18 protein-coding genes and 1 tRNA gene are annotated in these 18,891 nt (G+C 72.6%); 8 read left to right on the forward strand and 11 right to left on the reverse strand.

Going from position 1 to position 18,891, the window contains the following annotated elements; translation table 11 throughout:
* Nucleotides 1-13: 13 nt before the first annotated feature.
* The 3 genes from ABZ937_RS13365 to ABZ937_RS13375 form a co-directional block, all read right to left on the reverse strand.
* Nucleotides 14-1,699: a Stp1/IreP family PP2C-type Ser/Thr phosphatase gene (locus ABZ937_RS13365; protein ID WP_361690873.1), complete on the reverse strand. Its 1,686-nt coding sequence runs from the start codon at nt 1,697-1,699 to the stop codon at nt 14-16.
* 140 nt (nt 1,700-1,839) lie between these two features.
* Nucleotides 1,840-2,370, reverse strand: coding sequence for an FHA domain-containing protein (locus ABZ937_RS13370; protein ID WP_361690264.1), 531 nt, complete (start codon nt 2,368-2,370; stop codon nt 1,840-1,842).
* Between the two features lie 10 nt (nt 2,371-2,380).
* Nucleotides 2,381-3,244, reverse strand: a complete 864-nt coding sequence (locus ABZ937_RS13375) for a DUF3662 and FHA domain-containing protein (protein WP_361690267.1) — start codon at nt 3,242-3,244, stop codon at nt 2,381-2,383.
* 478 nt (nt 3,245-3,722) lie between these two features.
* On the opposite strand from ABZ937_RS13375, the gene ABZ937_RS13380 reads away from it, so the two are divergent.
* Nucleotides 3,723-3,806 (forward strand) — tRNA-Leu (locus ABZ937_RS13380).
* A gap of 194 nt (nt 3,807-4,000) precedes the next feature.
* Here ABZ937_RS13380 and ABZ937_RS13385 read toward each other — a convergent pair.
* Nucleotides 4,001-4,810 (reverse strand): arginine deiminase-related protein, encoded by an 810-nt coding sequence (locus ABZ937_RS13385; protein WP_361690270.1) that lies wholly within the window; start codon nt 4,808-4,810, stop codon nt 4,001-4,003.
* 358 nt (nt 4,811-5,168) lie between these two features.
* Here ABZ937_RS13385 and ABZ937_RS13390 point away from each other — a divergent pair, with 358 nt between their 5' ends.
* The 3 genes from ABZ937_RS13390 to ABZ937_RS13400 all read left to right on the forward strand — a co-directional run bounded on the left by ABZ937_RS13390 (nt 5,169) and on the right by ABZ937_RS13400 (nt 8,049).
* Nucleotides 5,169-6,599, forward strand: a complete 1,431-nt coding sequence (locus ABZ937_RS13390) for a DUF2252 domain-containing protein (protein ID WP_361690273.1) — start codon at nt 5,169-5,171, stop codon at nt 6,597-6,599.
* Nucleotides 6,600-6,857: 258 nt separating this feature from the next.
* Entirely contained in the window at nt 6,858-7,670 is an 813-nt protein-coding gene (locus ABZ937_RS13395) for a hypothetical protein (RefSeq protein ID WP_361690276.1), read from the forward strand.
* A gap of 49 nt (nt 7,671-7,719) precedes the next feature.
* A complete protein-coding gene (locus ABZ937_RS13400) occupies nt 7,720-8,049 on the forward strand; it encodes a rhodanese-like domain-containing protein (RefSeq protein WP_361690876.1) in 330 nt (109 codons plus the stop codon).
* A gap of 26 nt (nt 8,050-8,075) precedes the next feature.
* On the opposite strand, the gene ABZ937_RS13405 is transcribed toward ABZ937_RS13400, so the two are convergent.
* Nucleotides 8,076-9,218 (reverse strand): acyl-CoA dehydrogenase family protein, encoded by a 1,143-nt coding sequence (locus ABZ937_RS13405; protein ID WP_361690279.1) that lies wholly within the window; start codon nt 9,216-9,218, stop codon nt 8,076-8,078.
* Between the two features lie 157 nt (nt 9,219-9,375).
* Here ABZ937_RS13405 and ABZ937_RS13410 point away from each other — a divergent pair, with 157 nt between their 5' ends.
* Entirely contained in the window at nt 9,376-10,308 is a 933-nt protein-coding gene (locus ABZ937_RS13410; protein WP_361690282.1) for a hypothetical protein, read from the forward strand.
* A gap of 61 nt (nt 10,309-10,369) precedes the next feature.
* Here the strand turns inward: ABZ937_RS13410 and ABZ937_RS13415 are convergent, their stop codons facing one another.
* From ABZ937_RS13415 to paaA, 5 genes are read right to left on the reverse strand one after another with little or no spacing between them, the layout of a single operon-like run.
* Nucleotides 10,370-11,434: a 2Fe-2S iron-sulfur cluster-binding protein gene (locus tag ABZ937_RS13415; RefSeq protein ID WP_361690285.1), complete on the reverse strand. Its 1,065-nt coding sequence runs from the start codon at nt 11,432-11,434 to the stop codon at nt 10,370-10,372.
* Nucleotides 11,434-11,967 carry a 1,2-phenylacetyl-CoA epoxidase subunit PaaD gene (gene paaD, locus ABZ937_RS13420; protein ID WP_361690288.1) on the reverse strand — a complete coding sequence of 178 codons (534 nt, stop codon included), beginning with the start codon at nt 11,965-11,967 and terminating at the stop codon, nt 11,434-11,436. Before paaD ends, ABZ937_RS13415 begins: the two co-directional genes overlap by 1 nt.
* The gene (gene paaC, locus ABZ937_RS13425) at nt 11,961-12,662 is read right to left on the reverse strand and encodes a 1,2-phenylacetyl-CoA epoxidase subunit PaaC (RefSeq protein ID WP_361690879.1); all 702 of its coding nucleotides are present in this window, start codon (nt 12,660-12,662) and stop codon (nt 11,961-11,963) included. The genes paaD and paaC overlap by 7 nt, the downstream gene beginning before the upstream one ends.
* Nucleotides 12,663-12,688: 26 nt before the next feature.
* Nucleotides 12,689-12,976: a 1,2-phenylacetyl-CoA epoxidase subunit PaaB gene (gene paaB / locus ABZ937_RS13430; protein ID WP_184967739.1), complete on the reverse strand. Its 288-nt coding sequence runs from the start codon at nt 12,974-12,976 to the stop codon at nt 12,689-12,691.
* Nucleotides 12,973-13,989 (reverse strand): 1,2-phenylacetyl-CoA epoxidase subunit PaaA, encoded by a 1,017-nt coding sequence (gene paaA / locus ABZ937_RS13435; protein WP_361690291.1) that lies wholly within the window; start codon nt 13,987-13,989, stop codon nt 12,973-12,975. Before paaA ends, paaB begins: the two co-directional genes overlap by 4 nt.
* Nucleotides 13,990-14,423: 434 nt before the next feature.
* On the opposite strand from paaA, the gene ABZ937_RS13440 reads away from it, so the two are divergent.
* The 3 genes from ABZ937_RS13440 to ABZ937_RS13450 are packed head-to-tail and all read left to right on the forward strand — an operon-like array spanning nt 14,424 to nt 17,163.
* Entirely contained in the window at nt 14,424-15,206 is a 783-nt protein-coding gene (locus ABZ937_RS13440; protein WP_361690294.1) for a DUF5819 family protein, read from the forward strand.
* The gene (locus tag ABZ937_RS13445) at nt 15,203-16,414 is read left to right on the forward strand and encodes an HTTM domain-containing protein (RefSeq protein WP_361690297.1); all 1,212 of its coding nucleotides are present in this window, start codon (nt 15,203-15,205) and stop codon (nt 16,412-16,414) included. Before ABZ937_RS13440 ends, ABZ937_RS13445 begins: the two co-directional genes overlap by 4 nt.
* Nucleotides 16,411-17,163, forward strand: a complete 753-nt coding sequence (locus ABZ937_RS13450; RefSeq protein ID WP_361690300.1) for a TrmH family RNA methyltransferase — start codon at nt 16,411-16,413, stop codon at nt 17,161-17,163. The genes ABZ937_RS13445 and ABZ937_RS13450 overlap by 4 nt, the downstream gene beginning before the upstream one ends.
* Here ABZ937_RS13450 and paaN read toward each other — a convergent pair.
* Entirely contained in the window at nt 17,160-18,854 is a 1,695-nt protein-coding gene (gene paaN / locus ABZ937_RS13455; protein WP_361690303.1) for a phenylacetic acid degradation protein PaaN, read from the reverse strand. The genes ABZ937_RS13450 and paaN overlap by 4 nt on opposite strands.
* Nucleotides 18,855-18,891 lie beyond the last annotated feature (37 nt).

Raw genomic sequence — 18,891 nt, forward strand, 5'->3', positions numbered from 1 at the left:
TCTCACGGCTTGCCTACTGCTTACCGCACAGCGAGACGACCTTCTGCTCATCCTCCGAGAGAGTGGGGCCGGGGCTGGGGGTCGCGGACGGGGTCGTGGACGGAGACTTCGAAGGGGACGTCGGGGACGTCTTCGAGGCCGACGGGTTCGGGGTCGTGCTCGGCGTCGGGGAGGCCTTGGTGAAGGCGGCCTCGGTCAGGACGGGCTTGATGAAGGCGGTCTGCGTGCCGGTACCCGTGGTGCCGCCGGTGCCGGTGGAACCAGCGGTGCTGTTGGTGCCGGTGGAACCAGCGGTGCTGTTGGTGCCAGCGGTGCCGTTCGTGCCCGTGGTGCCGCCGTCGGTCTTGCCCTTGCCGTTCTTGGCGTTCTTCCGCGCCGCCTCCTCGGCTGCCTGGCGCTCGACCTGCTTCTGGCAGGCGGAGGCCTGCACGGCCAGCTCCCGCACCTTCGTCTGAGCGGCGTCCAGGCCACCTTCCGCGATCGTCGCCTTCACCTGCTTCTGCTGGTACGGCGGCAGGTACTTGAGTTCGATCTCGGGGTGGTCCTTCTCCACCTTCGACAGCGACACCCAGGCCAGGTCCTGGCTGATCCCGCGGTACAGCGCGACGTGCTCGTCCTTGGTGCCGACGTAGTACTGCGTCTGCGTCCAGCGGTACCCGCCGTACAGGCCGCCGCCGACGACGGCGAGGGCGAGGGCGCCGTAGAGCGAGGTCTTCAGCCATCTGCGCTGCTTGCGCGGCTTGGTGAAGTCGCCGTCGGCGTATTCGCCGAAGCCGCCGGACGGGATGTAGCCGGTGGTGTCGCCGGAGCCGGGCGGACCGAACTCGCCGCCGCCGTGCCCCTGGCGGCCCAGGTGGGAGGCGCGGCCGGCCGGCGTCTGCATGATGCCGTTGTCGTGCAGGTGGTGCTGGTTCTCGGCGACGGCGCCGACCACGACCGGCTGGTCGGACAGCTGCCCGGCGAGGGTGTCCCCGGTGTCCAGGTCGAGCACGTCCGCGACGATCACGGTGATGTTGTCGGGGCCGCCGCCGCGCAGCGCGAGCTGGATCAGCTCCTGCACGGTCTCCTGCGGGCCCTGGTAGCTGGCGAGGGTCTCCTCCATCGTCTGGTGGGAGACGACGCCGGACAGGCCGTCGGAGCAGATCAGATAGCGGTCGCCGGCCCGGACCTCGCGGACCGACAGGTCGGGCTCGACATGGTCGCCGCTGCCCAGGGCGCGCATCAGCAGGGAGCGCTGCGGGTGGGTGGTGGCCTCTTCCTCGGTGATCCGGCCCTCGTCCACCAGCCGCTGCACCCAGGTGTGGTCCTGGGTGATCTGGGTGAGCACTCCGTCGCGGAGCAGATACGCGCGCGAGTCGCCGACGTGCACGAGACCGAGCCGCTGCCCGGTCCACAGCAGCGCGGTGAGCGTCGTCCCCATGCCTTCGAGCTGGGGGTCCTCCTCCACCATGGCGCGCAGCTGGTCGTTGGCGCGCTGCACGGCGGTGCCGAGCGAAGTGAGGATGTCGGAGCCGGGCACGTCGTCGTCGAGCGTGACCAGGGTGGAGATCACCTCGGAGGAGGCGACCTCGCCCGCCGCCTGGCCGCCCATGCCGTCGGCGATGGCGAGCAGGCGCGGACCGGCGTAACCGGAGTCCTCGTTGCCCTCGCGGATCATGCCTTTGTGCGATCCGGCGGCAAAGCGCAGTGACAGACTCATGCGCACCTCGCCCGTCGGCTCCGGGTACAGCCGGTCGTGTCGAGCCACACTGCCCACCCTCCGGTCGGGAGCGCGCCGGAAGCCTGGGCGTGGCCTGCCTCCGCGTGCTCGCTCCGCTCGCGCTCATTCATGACGTAGCACTACTTCCGCAGCTCGATTGCGGTCTTGCCGATGCGGATCGGCGCGCCCAGCGGGATCGGTGTGGGGGTCGTCAGCCGGGATCGGTCCAGGTAGGTGCCGTTCGTGGAGCCGAGGTCCTCGACGATCCACTGGCCGTCACGGTCCGGGTAGATCCTGGCATGGCGGCTGGAGGCGTAGTCGTCGTCCAGCACGATCGTGGAGTCGTGCGCCCGGCCCAGGGTGATCGTCTGGCCCTGCAGCGCGACGGTGGTGCCGGTCAGTGTGCCTTCGGTCACGACCAGCTTGCTGGGGGCGTTGCGGCCGCGCCGGCCGCCGCCGCCCTGCTGGGCGCGCTGCTGCGGGGGCGCGGCCTGCTGCCGGGCCTGCTGCCGGCCCGACTGCTGGGGCCGCGCCGCTTCCCTACGCGATCCGCGCTGGGTGACGCGCGTACCGAACAGGTCGCTCCGGATGACCTGCACGGCCACGATCACGAACAGCCACAGTACGGCCAGGAAACCCAGCCGCATGACCGTGAGGGTCAGCTCTGACATTGCCCCCGCTTCACCCTTCGGCTTGCCTATAGATAACGGTGGTACTGCCCACGACGATCCGCGAGCCGTCGCGGAGCGTAGCGCGGGTGGTGTGCTGCCCGTCCACCACGATGCCGTTGGTGGAGCCGAGATCCTGGATCGTCGAGGGCGTTCCGGTCCGGATCTCGCAGTGCCGGCGGGAGACGCCGGGGTCGTCGATCCGCACGTCGGCGTCGGTGCTGCGGCCCAGCACCAGCGTCGGGCGGGAGATCTGGTGGCGGGTGCCGTTGATCTCGATCCAGTAGCGGGTGCGGCCGCCGCTCGCCGGGGCCGCGGCGGGCCGCTGGCCGGCGGGCTGCGGATAGCCGTACCCGCCCTGCCGGGCGCCGGGCGGCGGCGCGGACGGCATCGGGGGCGCGCCGGCGGGGGCCTGCGGGTAGCCGTAGCCGCCGGGGGCGCCCTGCCCCGGACGGGCGGCCGCCGGTGCTCCCGGGGCCTGCGGTGCCGCCTGCTGGCTGCTGGAGGAGGCCAGGGTGCGCGAGCGCACCCGGTACAGGCCGGTGTCCAGGTCGTCGGCCTTCTCCAGGTTGACCTTGATCGGGCCCATGAAGGTGTAGCGCTGCTGCTTGGCGTAGTCGCGCACCATGCCCGCCAGCTCGTCGCCGAGCTGCCCGGAGTAGGGGCTGAGGCGCTCGTAGTCCGGCGCGCTCAGCTCCACGATGAAGTCGTTGGGCACGACGGTCCGGTCACGGTTCCAGATGGTGGCGTTGTTGTCGCACTCCCGCTGGAGCGCTCCGGCGATCTCCACGGGCTGGACCTCGGACTTGAAGACCTTGGCGAAGGTGCCGTTCACCAGACCTTCGAGACGCTGCTCGAACTTCTTCAGGACTCCCATGGGGCACCTCCTCCGTCCCTGCCGTCGTCTTGCCTACTGCTTACTGATCGTATCTACGCGCCCGCCAATCAGCCGGTTCCCCCAGCGGCTCCCCTTCGAACTCCTGGTGGGTGTCCTGCTGCCATGGATCGTAGAGGCGGGCGAAGACCAGTGTCCCGCACCTGGCTGTGGACCCGGCCCGCCTCCTGGGCAGACGGCCTGGACCGGTACGAGGTTGATACGTGAGGCGCGTCTCCTCGACACGTGAGGCGCGTCTCCTTCATGCGTGAGGCGCGTCTCCTTCATACGTGCGGCCACGTGCGGGCTCTCCGCGCGTCGTCCTGCGCGTGGCGGGCGAGGTCGGCGAGGCGGGCCGGGCCGGAGGGGCCGGGAGCGGGCGGGCCGTAAGCGATGTGAATCCACCCCGTACGACGTGCTAATGTTCTGGGTGTCGGAAGGGGCCAGCCCGAAAGGGCCGGAAACGGAAGACACACCCAATGCGCGGGTGGCGGAATAGGCAGACGCGCTGGATTCAGGTTCCAGTGCCCGCAAGGGCGTGGGGGTTCAACTCCCCCCTCGCGCACAGAGAAACCGTGAGACGGGTCTCTGCCGGTGACGGAAGTCACGGTAGGGGCCCGTTTCTCGTTGTGTCCGAGGCGACCCGTCTTCACCCGTGAGCTATGTCACGGGTGGACGGGCTTCTTCTTTTCCTCTGCCGGGTTCTGGTGTGAGGAAGCTCTCAGGGGTGGGTGGGAGGCGTACCTCCCTGCGTGTTGATCAACCCCGGGCGCCGGGAACCGGGTTGTCGAGGGTGAGCGCCGTGCAGCGCACTCCTCCGCCGCCCTTGCGCAGTTCCGTCGTGTCCAGCTCGATCACGTCCAGGCCGCGTGCGCGCAGCTCGGCGGCGAAGCGGGGCGTGCCGGTGGTCATGGTGACCGTGGTGCCGTCGCTGACGAGGTTGAGCGCGAACATCGCGGCCTCCTCCAACGGCACCTCGATCAGGTCCAGGCCGAGGCCGCGCAGCCGGGCCGCGCTCTGAGGCTCCAGCGCCTGCGGGCAGTACGCCACGGTCCGCGCGTCGATCACGCCGACCGCCAGGTCCAGGTCGTACCACTGCTCGCTCGCCGTGCGCAGCGGCACGATCTCGTATCCGAACAGGTCGGCCAGGACGGCGTGCGTGCGGCGGTCCGTGCGCTGCCCGTGGCCGGCCAGCAGGAGCGGGCCGCAGACCAGGGCGTCGCCCTGGCCGCTGAAGGCGTACGGGGCGTCGTGCACCTCGTAGCCGTGCTCCGTCAACCAGGCGCGGACGTACGGTATTTCGGGGCGGCGAGGCGCCGGCGGGGCGCCGAGGACGGCACGGCCGCCGGCGACGAGGGCGCCGTTGGCCGTGTAGACCATGTCGGGGCACTCGGGCGCCGACTTCATGAACCTGACGGTGCGGCCGGCCGCGGCATGCGTCTTGGCGATGGCCTCGTGCTCGGCGAGGACGGCCAGCCGGTCCGGCTGGCGATCCGTGTGCATGTAGGGGTTGATGACGTAGTCGATGCGGAAATTCTCTGCATCGCACATCAGAAGTTCTTTGTTCAAGGGATCTCCTGGGGGATCTCCTGAGTGCGGAAAGCCGTCACGGACCCTGCCGGACTTGCGGGCCGGCGTGGTTGCCGTCGCCCTGCGGCAGGTCGGCGGGTTGACGAACTTCACGTGCTCCCTGGTCGTCAACGACCGTACCGGAGAGACAAGTCGTCGGTGGGACAGGCCTTTTGCGGGTTGCGGCGCGCATCAGGGCCCCGGCCGTGGCGCGCGGAGTGACGGAGTTGTGCACAGCGGCAGAGTTGTCCACAGGGTCTGACGCGTTTCGGCCACCGGTTGTACGGTCTCTCCGAGTTGATGTTCGTACCGGCGCCTGTCCGTCAGGCGCGCGGCCAGTACGGGGGAGGCGGTCGCGGTGACCGGAACCGGTGTGGGAGTGACGGGCGCGACGGACCGGGGCACCGGGCGGCTGCCCCGGGTGCGCGGGTTCGCCCAGTGGCCGCCGCGGGGCTCGGCGAAGGAAGAGGGCAAGGCGCTGCGGACGAGCGTGCCGCGCTCCGCCCACCGCACGCTCGGCCTGGACGCCGGCCGCCCCGACGCGGTGAGCGCCGTCGCCGAGTCCAACGCCGGCCGCATCCCCGAGCTGACGCCGATCCGCGTGGGCCGGATGGCGGCCGGACCGTTCGCCTTCCTGCGCGGCTCGGCCGGACTCATGGCGTACGACCTGGCGCGCACCCCCATGACCGGGATCGGCACCCAGATATGCGGGGACGCCCACGCGGCCAATTTCGGTCTGTACGGCGACGCCCGCGGTGACCTCGTCATCGACCTGAACGACTTCGACGAGACCGTGCACGGCCCCTGGGAGTGGGACCTGAAGCGGCTCGCGACCTCGCTGGTGCTGGCCGGCCGGGAGGCGGGCGCCGACGAGGAGACCTGCCGCGCGGCGGCCCGCGACACGGCGGGTGCCTACCGTCGCACCATGCGGCTGCTCGCCAGGCTGCCCGTCCTCGACGCCTGGAACGCCATCGCGGACGAGGAGCTGGTCTCCCACACCGACGCCCACGACCTGCTCGGCACACTCCAGAGGGTCTCGGAGAAGGCCCGGTCCAACACCAGCGGCCGGTTCGCGGCGAAGTCGACCGAGGCGGTGGCGGACGGCGGACGGCGGTTCGTGCCCGCCCCGCCGGTGCTGCGCCGCGTCCCGGACGCCGAGGCCGCGGCGGTCGCGGCGGCCCTGGAGTCGTACGTCGACACGCTCGGCGAGGACCTCCACCCCCTGCTCGCCCGGCACGCCGTGCACGACGTGGCCTTCCGGGTGGTCGGCACCGGCAGCGTCGGGACCCGGTCGTACGTCGTCCTGCTCCTCGACCACCGCGGCGAGCCCCTGGTCCTCCAGGTGAAGGAGGCGCGCCCCTCCGCGCTGGTCCCGCACCTGGCCACGGCCGGCTTCGCGACCCCGCCGGTGGCGCACGAGGGCCGCCGGGTGGTCCTCGGACAGCAGCGGATGCAGGTCGTCAGCGACATCCTGCTCGGCTGGACGACCGTCGACGGGCGCCCCTACCAGGTGCGTCAGTTCCGCAACCGCAAGGGCAGCGTCGATCCGGCCGCGCTCGCCACCGACCAGATGGACGACTACGGCCGCATGACCGGCGCCCTGCTGGCCCGCGCCCACGCCCACAGCGCCGACCCGCGGCTGATCGCCGGGTACTGCGGCAAGAACGAGGAGCTGGACGAGGCGATAGCCGGCTTCGCCGTCGCCTACGCCGACCGCACGGAGTCGGACCACGCCGACCTGCTCGCGGGAATCCGAGCGGGCCGGCTGGCGGCGGAACCGGGGGTGTGAGGGGGCCGCGGGCTGCCCAGGGGCGCGGGGCACTGTCGAGCGGACGGCACTGCGGCTTCCCCAGGGGCGCGGGGAACTGCGCGACGAGCCACGACGTGCCCGCAGCCGGCGGACGACCGGCAGCTCTACGGCGAGACACCGCACCGGCACCGGAGACACCGCACCGGAGACACCGCGCCGGCCACCGAAGATCCCTCCCGGCACGGTGCCGGAAGCGCAGACTCCGGCCCAGGCCCAGCGCAACGCTACGCTGGGCGGATGACGACCCCGGAAGCCGACCAGTCCCAGGCGCCGCGCCCCGAGGAGCGGCTGGAACAGGCCGTACGGGCCGCCGAGCAGGCGTTGATCGAGTACGAGATCGCCGTGGAGACGTTCCGCGTCGAGGTCGAGAACTTCTCCCGCCTGCACGAACAGCGCCTCGGCCCGCTCTACTCCCGCATCGAGGAGCTGGACGCGGAGATCGCCGAGGCGAAGGCCGCCCGGACCGGCGACCCCGAGGACATCCGCCGCGCCACCGAGGCCCGCGCCCGTGTGCAGCCGATCCCGGGTGTGGAGGAGCTGCTGCACGGCTGGATGGACGGCGACGGCCTGTTCCCGGAGGCCGTTGCCATGCTCACCGACCAGGCGGTACGGCCCCCGCAGCGGGTGCGGCCCAGCGAGGAGGCCCGCCGGCTCTACCGCGACCTGGCCCGCAAGGCCCACCCCGACCTGGCCCAGGAGGAAGAGGAGCGCAAGCGGCGCGAGGAGTTCCTCAGCCGGGTCAACGACGCCTACGCCCGGGGTGACGAGACCCTGCTCGGGGAGCTGGCCGCGGAGTGGGCGGCCGGGCCGGTGCCGCCCGAGCGCCGGCCGAGCCCCGCCGATGAGCTGTACGCCCGTCTCGAATGGCTCTCCCAGCGCAAGGAGCTGCTCACTCTCGTCGCCCGGGAGCTGGAGGAGGGCGCGATCGCCGGCCTGCTCCGCCTCGCTCCGGACGACCCGGACGGGCTGCTCGACGAGATCGCCGGCCGGCTGCGCTCCGACATCGCCCAGCGGGAGGCGGAACTGGCCGGTCTGCTGGGGCATGCCTGAGCCACCCGTCGCGTCGGGTAGCGTCGGAGCCATGAATTTCGGAGCTGGTGTGCCCACGGTCCAGGTCACGGACCTCAAGGACGGCGACTTCCTGCTGGACGTCCGCGAGGACGACGAATGGCAGGCCGGCCACGCCGAGGGAGCCCTGCACATTCCCATCAGCGACTTCGTGGCCCGCTACGGCGAGCTGACCGAGGCCGCCCCGCAGGACGGCCGCGTCCACGTCATCTGCCGCTCGGGAGGCCGCTCGGCCCAGGTCACCATGTACCTGGTCCAGCAGGGCATCGACGCGGTGAACGTCGACGGCGGCATGCAGCTCTGGCAGCAGGCGGGCCGCCCGGTCGTCACCGACGAGGGCCAGCAGGGCTTCGTCCTGTAGCCGAGGCCTGTCCGGAACCGTCCTCGTCAGCCGAGAGGGTGGGCGGCCAGCAGGTCGCCGAGCCTCTCCTCGTACGCCGCCGCCGGGCCGAGCGCCAGCTCCAGGTGCTTGGCCCAGGCGTGGTAGCGGTGCAGCACGTAGTCGGTGTCGGCGCCGAATCCGCCGTGCAGATGCTGTGCCGTCTGCACCACCCGCCGTACCCCCTCCGCCGCCCAGATCTTCGCCACGGCGACGTCCCCGGTGGCGGGCAGTGCCCCCGGCGCCCCGGAGGCGATCCGCCACGCGGCCTGCCACAGGGTGGCCTCCATGGCGCGCAGGTCGATGTACCGGTCCGCGGCCTGCACGGCCACCGCCTGGAACGTCGCGATCGGATACCCGAACTGCTCCCGTTTGCCGGTGTACTCGCCGGTCATCCGCAGCACCCGCTCACCCAGCCCGAGTGCCAGCGCGCACGTGCCGGTCACGAGCAGCGCGTGCAGCCACTCCCAGGCGCCCTCGGCCTCGATCACCTCGCCCGGCTCGATCCGGACGTTCCGCAGCCGCAGCTCGGCCAGCCGCTCCCCGCTGGTGGAGACCTGCTCGGCGAGCACCAGCCCGTCCGCCCCGCGCGGCACCAGCGCCAGCACGGTCCGGTCGGCGGCCGGGCCCTCGATCCGGGCCGGTACGACGACCAGGTCCGCGTCGTACGCCCACGGCACCGCCGTCTGCACCCCGTCCAGCAGCCACGCCTGCCCGTCCCGCCGAGCGGTGACGGCCAGCTCGGCCGGGTCGTGGCCGGTGCGCCCGTGCGCCGCGACGGTCAGCACCAGTTCCCCCCGGCCCGCCCGGGGCAGCAGCCGGCCGGCCTGCTCCGGGCTGCCATGGGTCCGCACGGCCGCCGCGGCGGCGCTGTGCTCCAGCAGCGGCACCCGGGCGAGCACCCGTCCGGCCTCGCGCAGCACCAGGCACAACGCGATCGCGTCCAGCCCCGCCCCGCCGTGCGCCTCGTCCAGCAGCAGGCTCAGCAGGTCGGCGTCGGCGAGCCGGGTCCACAGGGCCCCGTCCATGCCCTCGGCCACGGCACCGGTGGTGAGCGCCGGACTGGGCACCGCGTCCGGCGCGACACCGGCGAACACCCCCCGTGCCGCCTCGGCCGCCGCCTGCTGCTCCTCGGTGAAGGTGAAGTCCACGGCCTGTCCTCCTGGCGAGTACGGTCGTCCGGTCGATCTGACGGTCCGTCAAGATAGAACAGGTTCTAAGAGAAGGGAACGGGAACGGGTGCTGAGCGCTCGGGTGCTCCCGGAAACCACCGCGCGGACGACCGGGCGCACCCTCTATCGTCTCGGCATGCGGCGCACGGACATCACTCGGGACGACGGCACCTGGACGGGCCTGTCCCTGGAGGTGCGCGCGCGCCGCCGACCGGGGCTGTGCCTGTTCAGCGCCGAGCGGCGGCTGCTTCTCGCCCAGCACTCCCGGCCCGTGCTCCTCGCCGCAATCGAGGCGGACCACTGCGGGGTGGAGTACTGGCGCACGGACGCCTACCGCTCCCTCGTTCCGCCGCCGCGTGCCGAGACGGCACGGGCCCTGGCCGGCGACCCGGCTCGCTGGGCCCACCGCTTCGCCCGGCACCTGCTCGAATCGCCGGACAGCCCCCTGCACGAGGGCCGCTGGCTGCTCTCGGCCGAGAGCCCGCTCCTGCGCTGGAACCACGGCGGTCTGCCGCAGGCCGAGTACTGGAGCTCCATGCTCCTGCAGGGCCATCCGGACGGATACATCGACTGGTTCGTCCACTCCGGCTCATGGGAGCTCCTCCCCCTGCGCCCGATGCCCGACGCGGGCGACAGCCGGGTCAAGGCGTACCGCAAGCAGGCCCGTGACGGAACGCTCCCGCCCGTCCTGCTGTGGTGGGTCAGCGGCCTGGACTGCCACCTGATCCTGGACGGTCACGCGCGCCTCGCCGCCGCGATCGCCGAGTCGACCGCACCCCCGGTGCTGTTTCTGCACCGCACCGCACCGAGCGACGAGGTGACCGAGGGCACCGAGCGGGCGGTGCACCACTACGAAGCCGAACTGGCCCGCTTCGCCGAGCTGCGCACCCTCCACGGCACCGCGGTCCCCGACGGCGCCGCCCTCATGGGCCCCACCCTCGCGCGCCGCCTCCGCGAACTGCACACGGCACACCGGCCCACCTGGGCCTGGCCGTTGCCGGGCGGCGAAGCCCAGTGGCGCCGCATCGCCGCCGAGGCGACCGGCAACCGGTGGACGGGAGACGCCTGACCTTCGCCGTGGCCCGGTGCCGGCGTTCGACGGCGGCGGGGCCGGCCTGTCGGCGCGGCTCTCAGCGGTCGAAGTCCAGCTCCACCCGTTCCGTGAGCGGATGCGACTGGCAGGCCAGGACGTAGCCGGCCTCCGTCTCCTCCGTCTCCAGTGCGAAGTTGCGGTCCATGCGGACCTCGCCCGCGACCAGGAAGGCGCGGCAGGTTCCGCACACGCCGCCCTTGCAGGCGTAGGGCGCGTCGGGCCGGTTGCGCAGCACCGTGTCCAGCAGGGATTCGCCGTCCTGCACCGGCCAGGTGCCGCCGCGACCGTCGAGCCGGGCGGTGACGGTGCTGTGCGCCGGGGCCAGAACCGTGGCGGCCGGGGCCGAGCCCGCGTCCACGTGGAAGATCTCCTCGTGGATCCGGTCCCGCGCCACGCCCAGTTCCCGCAGCGCCTTCTCCGCGCCCTGGACCAGACCGTACGGACCGCACAGGAACCAGCCCGCCACCCGCTCCACCGGCAGCAGCGCGGGCACGAGCCCGGTGAGCCGCTCCTGGTCGAGCCGGCCCGACGGCAGACCCGCCTGCTGCTCCTCCCGGGAGAGCACGGTCACCAGCTGAAGCCGGTCCGGGTAGCGGTCCTTCAGGTCGGCGACCTCCTCCAGGAACATCGTCGACGCGGCCGTACGGTCGCTGCGTATCAGGCAGAAGCGGGCCGCCGGTTCCCGTGCGAGCAGTGTGGCGGCGATCGACAGCACCGGGGTGATGCCGCTGCCTCCGACGATCGCCGCGTACACGCCCGGCGCCGGTTCCAGCGTGAAGCGGCCCGCCGGGGTCATCACCTCCAGCTCGTCCCCGACGGCGATCTCCTTCAGTGCGTAGGTGGAGAAGGCGCCGCCCTCCACCAGCCGCACGCCGACCCGCAGGGTGTCCGGGCCCGCCCCGGCCGGGTCGGGGGCGGGGGAGCAGATCGAGTAGGTGCGCCGGATCTCCGTGCCGTCGGCCCGGCGGCGCAGCGTCAGGTGCTGGCCGGGCGCGTGCCGGTACTCCTCGCGCAGCTCGGGCGGGACGGTGAAGGTGAGGGCGACGGAGTCGTCCGTGAGCCGGTCGACCGCGGCCACCGGGAGCGGGTGGAAGCGCGCCATCACAACTCCTTGAAGTGGTCGAACGGTTCACGGCAGACCAGGCAGCGGCGCAGCGCCTTGCACGCGGTGGAGGAGAACCGGCTCAGCAGCTCGGTGTCGGCCGAGCCGCAGTGCGGGCAGCGGACCGGGTCGGTCTCGGTGTCCGTGGCGTCCGTGCGGGTCGGGCCGAGGGCCAGCGGGACCGGGCCGGAGGCGGCGTGCGCACGCGGGGGAGCGATGCCGAACTCCTGGAGCTTCTGGCGGCCTTCGGGGCTGATGTCGTCGGTCGACCAGGCGGGCGAGAGCACCGTACGGACCGTGACCTCGCGCATGCCGTGGGCGCGCAGCACCCGCTCGATGTCGACACTCATCGCCTCGATGGCCGGGCAGCCGGTGTAGGTGGGGGTCAGGTCGACCTCCACCGCGTCGGTGCCGTGGACGTGCACCGCGCGGAGCACGCCCAGCTCGCGCAGGGTGAGCACGGGCAGCTCGGGGTCGGGCACCGCGCCGGCCAGCTCCAGCAGCTCCGCCTCCAGGGCGGTGGCGGTCACCATGACGCCCCCGGGTGGCTGCGGTGCAGATGCTGCATCTCGGCGAGCATCCGGCCGAACGGCTCGGTGTGCAGGCCCTGCCGGCCGGCGCCCGCGGACCAGGCGCCGGTGCGCGGCCCCTCCGGGACGGTCAGGGTGGCCCGGCCGAGCACGTCGGTGACGGACTCCAGCCAGCGGGCCTCCAGGGCGGGCCAGTCGGCGGTCAGGCCCTCCACCGGCTGGAACATCTCCCCGGTGAACCGCCACAGCGCGTCGCAGGCCCGCCGCATCCGCTCGTGGCTCGTCTCCGTGCCGTCACCGAGCCGCAGCGTCCACTGCTCGGCGTGGTCGCGGTGGTAGGCGACCTCCTTCACCGCCTTCGCGGCCAGCGGGGCGAACGGACCGTCCCCGGTGGCCAGTTCCGCGTAGAGCAGCTGCTGGTACGTGGAGAAGTACAGCTGCCGGGCGATGGTGTGCGCGAAGTCGCCGTTCGGCTGCTCGACCAGCTGGAGGTTGCGGAAGGCGCGCTCCTCGCGCAGATACGCCAGCTCGTCCTCGTCGCCGGCCAGCGACAGCAGCACCCGGGCCTGGCCGAGCAGGTCCAGGGCGATGTTGGCGAGGGCGACCTCCTCCTCCAGGACGGGCGCGTGCCCGGCCCACTCCCCCAGGCGGTGGGAGAGCACCAGGGCGTCGTCGCCGAGGGCGAGCGCGGCGGTCACCGGGACGGTGGCGGGGCCGGTGGCGGTCACAGGTGCTTCACCCCTTCCGGGATCTCGTAGAAGGTCGGGTGCCGGTAGGGCTTGTCGGCGGACGGCTCGAAGAACGGGTCCTTCTCGTCCGGCGAGGACGCGGTGATCGCGGCGGCCGGGACGACCCAGATCGAGACGCCCTCGCCGCGCCGGGTGTACAGATCGCGGGCGTTGCGCAGGGCCAGCTCGGCGTCGGGCGCGTGCAGGCTGCCGGCGTGGGTGTGGGAGAGGCCGCGCCGGGAACGCACGAAGACCTCCCACAGGGGCCAGTCGGTGGTGCTCATGCTCGCGTCGCTCCCGTCTCACCGGCGCCGCCGGTGTGCTTGGCCGCGTAGGCCGCGGCCGCCTCCCGTACCCACGCGCCCTCGTCGTGGGCGCGCCTGCGCTGGGTGATCCGCTGCTCGTTGCAGGGGCCGTTGCCCTTGAGGACCTCCCAGAACTCCGTCCAGTCGATCGGACCGAAGTCGTAGTGCCCCCGCTCCTCGTTCCACCTCAGCTCCGGGTCGGGGAGGGTGAGGCCCAGGGACTCGGCCTGCGGGACGCAGATGTCCACGAAGCGCTGGCGCAGCTCGTCGTTGGAGTGGCGCTTGATCTTCCACTCCATCGACTGCGCGGAGTGCTGGGACTCGTCGTCGGGCGGGCCGAACATCATCAGCGACGGCCACCACCAGCGGTTCACCGCGTCCTGGGCCATCGCGCGCTGCTCCGGCGTGCCCTTGCCGAGGGCCAGCAGCAGCTCGTAGCCCTGGCGCTGGTGGAAGGACTCCTCCTTGCAGATCCGGACCATCGCGCGGGCGTACGGGCCGTAGGAGCAGCGGCACAGGGGGACCTGGTTGGTGATCGCGGCGCCGTCCACCAGCCAGCCGATCGCGCCGACGTCGGCCCAGGTCAGGGTCGGGTAGTTGAAGATCGAGGAGTACTTCTGGCGGCCGGCGTGCAGCTTGTCGAGCAGCTCGTCGCGGCTGGTGCCGAGGGTCTCGGCCGCGCTGTACAGGTACAGGCCGTGGCCCGCCTCGTCCTGCACCTTCGCCATCAGGATCGCCTTGCGGCGCAGCGAGGGCGCGCGGGTGATCCAGTTGGCCTCCGGCTGCATGCCGATGATCTCGGAGTGCGCGTGCTGGGCGATCTGCCGGATCAGGGTCGTGCGGTAGGCATCAGGCATCCAGTCGCGCGGTTCGATGCGTTCTTCGGCGGCCACGGCCGCGTCGAAGGCGCGCTGGTAGGCCGTCGTGTCGACGGTGTCCGGCGCGCCGTCCGCGTCGGTGCGGGCCGTGCGCTGCGCGGCTGCTGTGGCCATGCGGTCCCCCTGACCTCGGGCTCTGCGGTGAACACTGTCCGGTCGATCGGGCCCGGCCGTTCGTCCGACCTGTCCCGACCGATCGTTCGGTCCGTGCAGATCCATGGTGTGCCGGGCCGCCGCGGGGTGTCAACCGCTGTGGAAAACTCCTCGCGCGGGCTGTGGACAACGGGCGGAGCCCGCGGACGGGCCTCGCACCGGAGCACGTGCCGCGTGGCGAGGACCACCGTCGTCGGCCCGTACCCGGGGCTGCGCCCGGTGCCCCGGGCTGAGTACCGTTCCGTGCGGGCGTCGAGACGTGGCGCCCGTGCAGCATGCGGCGCCTGTGACGAACACCGCGCCGCTGAGCTGACCCGCTCAGCCGACCGCTGAGCCGGGAGACCGGGCTGGACGACCCAGCCGAACGCATGAGCCGAGACGGGGGACGGGACGTAATGGACGCGTACGACGAGGACTCGCGGGGACCGCTGGTTCCCGACGGGTCGGCCGGGACGCGTCTCCCGGACTCCCCGGAGCCCCCTCCGCCGCCCGCCGCCGCGGCACCGTCCCCCGATACCGCGCCCCCGCCCCGCACCGGCCTCGCCGCGCTCTCCCTGCGCTATCAGGTCGGCGCGGCGCTCGCGCTCGCGGTGGTCGCCGTGGCCGGCTGCGTGCACCTGGTGATGGTGTTCCTCAGCCTCGCGCCCGCGAACACCGTGACCAAGCAGCACGGCCAGGCCGTACAGGACTGGGTGTATCCGGAGTTCGAGCAGAACTGGAAGCTGTTCGCCCCGAACCCGTTGCAGCAGAACATCGCCGTACAGGTCCGCGCCCAGGTGCGGATGAAGGACGGCGGCCTGCGCACCACCGGGTGGACCGACCTGTCCGCCCAGGACGGCGCCGCCATCGACGGCAACCTGGTGCCCAGCCACACCCAGCAGAACGAGCTGCGCCGGGCCTGGGACTTCTTCGCCGCCACGCACGCCGCCGACAACCGTCCCGTGGGCATGCGCGGCTCCCTGTCCGAGCAGTACCTGCGCCGGATCGTGGTGATGCGCCTGTACCGGGACGATCCGACGAGCCGGGAAGGCGTGATCCAGCGCGTGCAGGTCCGTTCCAGCACCACCAATGTGCAGCCGCCGCCGTGGAGCCGTGAGCGGGTGTCCGACAAACCCGCCTACCGCCTGCTGCCCTGGTGGTCCCTGACGTCCGACGAGGCCGCGGGAGGTGTGCGGTGAACCGGCTCTCCCTGACGCTGGCGCGCGGTATCGCCCGGGTCACCGATGCGGCCGTCGGGCCGTACCAGACCGCCATCATCCGCATCGGCTTCGCCGGGACCTGGCTGCTGTTCCTGCTGCGCGAGTTCCCTCACCGCCAGGAGCTCTACGGCCCCTCCGGGCCGTGGGGCTGGAACCTCGCCAAGGAGCTGACCGCCGACAACCACGCCTTCACGGCGCTGCTGTGGTCCGACGGGCAGCTCTGGTTCGAGTGCTGCTACGCGCTGGCCATCCTCGCCAGCGCGGCCCTGCTGCTCGGCTGGCGCACCCGGACCGCGTCCCTGCTGTTCATGGTGGGTGTGCTGTCGCTGCAGAACCGCAGCGTCTTCGTCGGCGACGGCGGTGACAACGTCCTGCACCTGATGGCCGTCTACCTGGTGTTCACGCGCTGCGGACAGGTGTGGTCCCTCGACTCCCGCCGCGCGGCACACGCCGCCGCGGCACGCGCGCGTGGGGAGCACGTGCCCGCCGACCGGGTCGGACCGGCGCTGTGGGCGGTGCTCGGCCTGGCGCTCGGCACGGCGACGCTGACCGGGCGGCTCGACAACGGCTGGCTGATCCCGGCGCTGCTGTGGACGGCCTGGGCCCTCCTCGGCCTGTGGTGGGCCGTGCAGCGCCGGGCGGCGTGGCGCGAGCCGCGGATCCTGCTGGACGTCGTCGCCAACGTCCTGCACAACGGCGCCCTGGCCGTGATCATGGCGGAGGCGTGCCTGATCTACGCCACCGCCGGCTGGTACAAGATCCAGGGTTCGCGCTGGCAGGACGGCACCGCCGTCTACTACCCGCTCCACCTGGACTACTTCTCGCCCTGGCCCGGGCTCGCCGACCTGATGTCCTCCAGCGGCACGATCATGATGATCGTGGCCTACGGCACGGTCATGGTGCAGGTCGCCTTCCCGTTCACCCTGTTCAACCGGCGGGTCAAGAACGTCCTGCTGGTGCTGATGATGACCGAGCACGCGGTGATCGCCATCGTCCTCGGCCTGCCGTTCTTCTCGCTGGCGATGATCGCCGCGGACGCGGTCTTCCTGCCGACGTCCTTCCTGCGCCGGCTCGGCGACCTGGCGGCACGCGCGCGTGGGCGGCTCCTCGGGCCCGTCGGCCGTACGGTCCCCGCGCCGCGCACACCGGAGGAGAGCCCGGCGGACCGCGTAGGGTTCACCGCATGACCGACCCGCTGAGCCGCTGGCGCGCGCACGCGGAGGGCGCCGTGCTGCTCGACGGCTTCCACGCCCTGAAGCACGCGCTGCGCTTCGGGGCCGAGGTGCCGGTCGCGGTCACCACCGACCGGTCGGCCGCGCTCGCCCTCGCCGAGGAGCTGGCCGGGGACGTCCGCGACGCCCTGGACGCCCTCCTCGCCGAGGTGTCCGAGCAGGCGTACGCCGCGCTCGTCCCGCGCCCCCATCCGACCGGCGTGGCCGCGCTCGCGGTACGGCCGGCCCGGGAGGCCAACCTGCGCGCGCTCGCCCGCACGCCCCGCACCGCGCCCGTCGTGGTCCTGGACAACCCCCGCAACCTGGGCAACGCCGGTGCGGTGATCCGGCTGGCCGCCGGTTTCGGGGCGACCGGCGTGGTCACCACGGGCACGCTCGACCCCTGGCATCCCACGGTGGTGCGCGGCGGCGCGGGCCTGCACTTCGCGACCGCCGTGGAACGCCTCGGCGTCGGCGAGCTGCCCGCCGGACCGCTGTTCGCGCTCGACCCGGAGGGCGAGGACATCCGCGGCACCGAGCTGCCCGACGACGCCGTGCTGGCCTTCGGCTCGGAGCGCACCGGACTCTCACCGGAACTCCGAGCCCGCGCCGATCACCTCCTGCGCCTTCCCATGCGCCCCCAGGTCTCCAGCTACAACCTGGCGACCAGCGTGGCGATGACGCTGTACCACTGGAGCGCGACCGGCGCCGCGCCCATGTCCTAGGCCTCCCGCCGCACCTCCACCACCCGGAAGCGGTTGGCCACGAACGCGCTGTCGGTGAGTGCCGCGTTGGCCGCCGGGTTGCCGCCCGAGCCGTGGAAGTCGGAGAACGCGGCGGTCTGGTTGACGTAGACCCCGCCCGTCAGGTTGAGGGAGAGCTGGGCCGCCTCCTCCAGGCAGACCTCCTCGACGGCCTGCTCCACCTCGGCGTCCGTGGTGTAGGCGCCGACCGTCATCGCGCCCTTCTCCCGGACCGTGCGGCGCAGCAGCTCCACCGCGTCCGTCACCGTGTCGACGGCGACGGCGAAGGAGACCGGGCCGAAGCACTCGCTCATGTAGGCGGCCTCGTCGTCCGGCTTGGCGCCGTCCAGCTTGACGAGGACGGGGGTGCGGACCACGGCGTCCGGGAACTCCGGGTTGTTGATCTCGCGGGAGGCGAGGGCGACCTCGCCGAGGCCGGACGCGGCCTCCAGACGGGCCTTGACGTCCGGGTTGACGATCGCGCCCAGCAGGGCGTTCGCGCGCGCGTCGTCGCCGAGCAGGCCGTCGACCGCGCGGGCGAGGTCGGCGGTGACCTCGTCGAAGGTCTTGGGGCCCTGGTCGGTGGTGATGCCGTCGCGGGGGATGAGCAGGTTCTGCGGGGTGGTGCACATCTGGCCGCTGTACAGGGACAGCGAGAACGCCAGGTTGGACAGCATGCCCTTGTAGTCGGCCGTGGAGTGCACGATCACCGTGTTGACGCCGGCCTTCTCCGTGTACACCTGCGCCTGGCGGGCGTTGGCCTCCAGCCAGTCCCCGAACGCCGTCGACCCCGTGTAGTCGATGATCCGGATCTCGGGGCGGGTGGCGAGGGTCTTGGCGATGCCCTCGCCGGGGCGCTCGGCCACCAGGGCCACCAGGTTCGGGTCGAAGCCGGACTCGGCGAGCACGTCCCGGGCGATGCGGACGGTGAGCGCGAGCGGCAGCACCGCGCGCGGGTGCGGCTTGACCAGGACCGCGTTGCCGGTGGCCAGGGAGGCGAACAGGCCCGGGTAGCCGTTCCAGGTCGGGAAGGTGTTGCAGCCGATGACCAGGCCGATGCCGCGCGGGACCGGCGTGAACGTCTTGGTCAGCGCCAGCGGGTCGCGCTTGCCCTGCGGCTTGCTCCACTCCGCCGTCTCGGGCGTGCGGAGCTGCTCCGCGTACGCGTACGCCACCGCTTCCAGGCCGCGGTCCTGGGCGTGCGGGCCGCCCGCCTGGAACGCCATCATGAACGCCTGGCCGGAGGTGTGCATGACCGCGTGCGCGAACTGGTGCGTGCGGTCGCTGATCCGCTTCAGGATCTCCAGGCAGACCACGGCCCGCAGCTCCGCGCCCGCCTCCCGCCAGGCGCGCTGCCCGGCCTTCATGGCGGGCAGCAGCACGTCGATGTCCGCGTGCGGGTACGTCACGCCCAGCGCGATGCCGTACGGGGAGACCTCCTCGCCCACCCAGTCGTCGATGCCGGGCTGGTCGGCGAGGTCGAGGCGGTTGCCCAGCAGGGCGTCGAAGGCGGCCTTGCCCGCCGCGGCGTCCAGGCTGCCGTTCTCGCCGTACGCCTTCGGGTGTTCGGGATGCGGGGACCAGTACGCGCGCGTGCGGATCGCTTCCAGGGCCTGGTCGAGCGTCGGCCGGTGCTTCTCGATCAGCTCGTGCGCGGTCAGTTCGGCGGCCATGCGGGACCAACTCCTCGTCTGGTGAACTCTTCGTCGA

This window comes from Streptomyces sp. NPDC046727, assembly GCF_040645635.1.
Taxonomy (GTDB): domain Bacteria; phylum Actinomycetota; class Actinomycetes; order Streptomycetales; family Streptomycetaceae; genus Streptomyces.

Coding starts and splice junctions, on each gene's coding strand:
- ABZ937_RS13415 (WP_361690285.1), bottom strand. CDS start 11,434: ATGGCGCGCTTCCACCCGCTCCCGGTGGCCGCGGTCGACCGGCTCACG.
- ABZ937_RS13370 (WP_361690264.1), bottom strand. CDS start 2,370: ATGTCAGAGCTGACCCTCACGGTCATGCGGCTGGGTTTCCTGGCCGTA.
- ABZ937_RS13440 (WP_361690294.1), top strand. CDS start 14,424: ATGGACGCGTACGACGAGGACTCGCGGGGACCGCTGGTTCCCGACGGG.
- ABZ937_RS13365 (WP_361690873.1), bottom strand. CDS start 1,699: ATGAGTCTGTCACTGCGCTTTGCCGCCGGATCGCACAAAGGCATGATC.
- paaB (WP_184967739.1), bottom strand. CDS start 12,976: ATGAGCACCACCGACTGGCCCCTGTGGGAGGTCTTCGTGCGTTCCCGG.
- paaD (WP_361690288.1), bottom strand. CDS start 11,967: ATGGTGACCGCCACCGCCCTGGAGGCGGAGCTGCTGGAGCTGGCCGGC.
- paaN (WP_361690303.1), bottom strand. CDS start 18,854: ATGGCCGCCGAACTGACCGCGCACGAGCTGATCGAGAAGCACCGGCCG.
- ABZ937_RS13375 (WP_361690267.1), bottom strand. CDS start 3,244: ATGGGAGTCCTGAAGAAGTTCGAGCAGCGTCTCGAAGGTCTGGTGAAC.
- ABZ937_RS13410 (WP_361690282.1), top strand. CDS start 9,376: ATGCGGCGCACGGACATCACTCGGGACGACGGCACCTGGACGGGCCTG.
- ABZ937_RS13450 (WP_361690300.1), top strand. CDS start 16,411: ATGACCGACCCGCTGAGCCGCTGGCGCGCGCACGCGGAGGGCGCCGTG.
- paaA (WP_361690291.1), bottom strand. CDS start 13,989: ATGGCCACAGCAGCCGCGCAGCGCACGGCCCGCACCGACGCGGACGGC.
- ABZ937_RS13395 (WP_361690276.1), top strand. CDS start 6,858: ATGACGACCCCGGAAGCCGACCAGTCCCAGGCGCCGCGCCCCGAGGAG.